This is a genomic window from Campylobacter sp. BCW_4321, from assembly GCF_001763075.1.
Classification (GTDB): Bacteria; Campylobacterota; Campylobacteria; order Campylobacterales; family Campylobacteraceae; genus Campylobacter_D; species Campylobacter_D jejuni.
Genome location: NZ_MJYA01000046.1, coordinates 1 through 4,008 on the forward strand (window position 1 = coordinate 1; position 4,008 = coordinate 4,008).

The 4,008-nt window shown below is 26.1% G+C and carries 1 protein-coding gene; it reads right to left on the reverse strand.

Annotation, left to right across the window (positions count from 1 at the left end; genetic code table 11):
• The coding region (locus AJN58_RS06045) for a hypothetical protein (protein WP_250540846.1) at positions 1–3,896 on the reverse strand (3,896 nt) is incomplete at its 3' end.
• Between the last annotated feature and the right edge of the window lie 112 nt (positions 3,897–4,008).

A 4,008-nucleotide genomic window follows, 5' to 3' on the forward strand; every position in this document is an offset into this window, starting at 1 on the left:
GTAGCTAGTCTGCCTATGAAATTAGGCGGAGTTTTTGTTTCTGATGTGATGTCAGCATTTGCACTTGCTTTGCTAGTGTTATTTTCTCTTTTGCCTATAGCTTTCAAGCTTTCTTTATTTCCATTTATCCCCATATACATAGCCTTAAGATTGTTTTGTCCTATGATATTGAGTTTTTCTAGTAATCTTCTGGTTTTATTTTTATCTTCTATATATCTTCCTGTTTTATCTTTACTTGTATTGTAAATTCCATTAGCAAAATCTTGTAAAATTTGTAAAGCTTCATTGTAAGCATGAATAGGACTATCTTCATCCTTTTTAAAAGCACTAATTTGCTTTTCTTTATTTCTAAACTCTTTAAACAAAGGATGATTACAAGGAAGTTGATATATAGTGCATTTTTTAAGTTCTAAAGATTTTAACTCTTTAAAATAAAAAGTATAATCATCTATAATATATTTTTGTTCTTTTATATCCTCTAAAGCAGTTGCATTTCTTTTCTCATCAATAATCAAATAAGACAAAAGTCTTTTTAAAAGAAATTCTTTATTTTCTTCAAGCTTTTGATCTATTTCATAATGAAAGGAAAAATGAGTGTCAAAAACTCCTGTGCAAAGATCTATGCCATAAAAAATTTTCTTTAAATCAAAGCTAATGAATTTCGAATTGATTGCAAAAGGATAGGTTACAAAATGATCTCTTATAACCGCTAAAGGAGAATCATCTTTGAAGGTGTAAAGCTGATAAACAATGCTTTCATATTGTTCTTGTAGGGCTTTAAAATTTGTTGGAAAGAGATAATTTAAAAAAATACCCACAAATTCTCCAGCCACAATAGAAGCAAGGTCAAGTTTATTTAGCTTAGCATAAGTATAAATAGTATATTTTTGAGTTTGTATATCCATGCTATGCATAAGAGCAATTTTAGATATATTGCTTTCTTGATTAGAGTATATAAATAATTGTTTCATATATTTATCACTCCAATAAATCTTAATTTGTTTTTCATTAAAGTATTCTTTTATCTTTGTGATAAATAGATTTAAACCGGATGTATTTTTTTGTATTATTAAATTGGATTTTATCTCTTGTGCTAAAATCATTTGGATTTTAGTATGAATTAATTCTTTTTCTATTTGTTGCAAGCGTGCTTTTATTATTAAATTAGATTTTATGTGTATATGATATATACTATTCTTTTTTGGAGGTGCAAAAATACCAAGCTGTTCTTTAAAAAATTCTTTAAATCCTTCTTTGTTTATTTTAATACAAGCTTGAATAACATATTCTATTGTTTTTAAAAAATTAAAATCCCACAACATTTGAGCTGTAAAGCTGATAAAAGGACTAGCACTTAATAAAATTTTTAACATTGCATAAGTAAATATTTCACTTGTTTTTTGTTCTTTTGCCTTATTTAAATATTCTTTTCCATACATCTGCTCCAAAAGCTTTGATAAATCTGATATTTGTTTCTCTATATCCATCCATGCAACAAAAGCTCGTTGCGTTTCTTCGTCTAAATTCATAAATTCTTTAATGCATTTTTGTTCATCTAAATGATACATTTGCTTTAATTTGATTATTTTTTTATCTAATGTATTTGTTGTATCTAAATCTTTTGATAATTCATTAAAAAAATCATCTATAGTTATCGAATTATCATTTTCCACAAAAGAATAATCTTTTTTGTCAAGTATTTTTAATAATTGCGATACAACTTCATATGCTGTAATATTTGTTGGCTCATTATTTACATATATTGGACATTCATCTGTCCATAAAACATAAGTTTCCTCTAAGTATTTTATATATACAAAATTACTGCCTCCATATTTTTTCAAATCCAAATTGATATTTGGAAAAATAAGCTTAGCTTGATACAAGACAAATGAAATAAATAAACATTCCATTAAAGAATAGTTCCCAAATGAAGATTTATCCGATTTTTCAAAAAACTCTTTTTTCAAAAAAGTTAAATATTGATGAGCTATCTTCTTTTCTTTTTCTATGATGGATTCTTTGGCTTCGTTTTGTTTAAAGAATTTTTTGATATAAAAATAAGGAAGCCATTTTTTATCATTTATTTTTTTATTGTAGTCAATATAAGCTAAAATGTTTATTCGTTCGCAATGTCGTAAATTTTCCGTCTTTTTTACTATTTCTATCATTGGCTCATTTTCTGATATTGCTAATTTTTCTTTAGCTGTTTTTGCGAATTCTGGTAGCTTCTGCGGTGTAGCAACAAAATTTGTTAAATATTTATAAACCTTTTGCATATCTTCATAAGCTTTTTTACTATTCTCATAAGCTTCTTTGGATATTTTCACAAAAGGGCTTAATTGTAAAATATAAGGTTCATTTTCATCTTGTGGCATTTCTATGCTATATTCGCTATAATCTCTTGTGCTGTCATAAGTTTTTTTTGAAGTATCAATATTTTTTTTAATTCTTCTGTATTTATCTTGTATATTATAGTTGGCGATTTCTTGAGTTAAACTTTCACTAAGTCCTGCATTGTATTTATTGGGGATATTTGAAATAATCAAATAATTTTTACTCATTTTAGTTGTATTTAAATCTATTTGTGCATTTTGATTTTTTTGTGCGAAAAATTCAGCTAGTTTACTTGAGTTAAAATTTGGACTTTCTATATAGGAAAAATAAATAAATTGTTTAATATCTTCTTGCAAATTCTTTAAAATAGCATTGTTTTTTAAATACAAATTAGATAATTTTTGCGTTGAAATGAAAGCGGGTAAATTGCTCGATTTTGAATCATTGGGTGTATTTTTATATCCCTTGTCTTTTTGTTCTGGGTTTAAAAAGATTTCACTAAAAATATTTTCAATGCTTTTTATTTCTTCGCTTAAAGTGATTTTATAAGCCAAATTCGAAGCGATATTGCTTTCATCACTTCCAAGATATAATCCAAAACCACTTAAATCAATAATTTCTTTTTTATTAATAATTAAAACACAAGATAACAAGCGAGAATTAATATAATGAATAAACATAGCACATCTAGTGGCTAAAAATGCGGCTAAAGTCGTTAAAAGTGTGCCATAATCTCTTTGAGCAAATTCATAATACTCGCTTGCAGAACCCATTAAAGAAAATAAACCAGCAGCCAAAATAGCTAATCCTGTCCCACCTGTAAGAACAGCTACCACTGTGGCTATTGCAACACCCGCTATAGCACTTAGTATGATTTTAATTTTTTCATATTCTTTTTCTTCGGCAAGTTTTTTAATGTGTTCTAACAACTCATTGATAAATTTTTCATAAGTATTTTTTAAAGTGGGACTTATGCTATTTTTGAAAAAATCCGATTCTATGACATTTCCAATCTTTTCTAAAACTTTTTTCTTAAAATCATCAAATTTCTCACTGCTTATATCATCAGGATCAATGTTTTCGATTAACTCGTCTAAGGTTGTTATATCTTCAGAATCTTTAGCTAGTTCTTTTAAAGTATTGATAAATTCGATACAAAGATTATTTTTATCTGTATGATAAAAAAGATTAAAATCTTTACCTTGTTTCTTGTCTTGAATTTCTTCTTCTAAGTCTTCTAAATAAACTTTAGTGCAAATTTCACTGCTTGATAAATCTTTTAAATTTACATTTTGTCCAGCATCAAGCTCATTAAGGGTATGGATATTTATTTCTATATTATTGTGATTATCACAAGTTTGTTTTAAAATTTCTAGTATTTCCATAGCCAATATTTGATTTTTAGATAGCATTTTTCTTTGATGAAAATCAATATTTTTTAATATAGCGTGTAAAATAGAAAAATTAGGATAAATAAAATCAATCTGTTTAACTTCTTTATTGTTGATTGTTAAATTTTTAATAGTTTGAATTAACTCTGTTTTAGAACTTATAAACATAAAAGATTCCTTATATAAAGCATTATTATATCATTTTTTATTTGCTAATATTTTTTGTCTCTCTATTAATCTCTCCTATCCACCTAAGCACATTGCCCTTATCATCAATCTC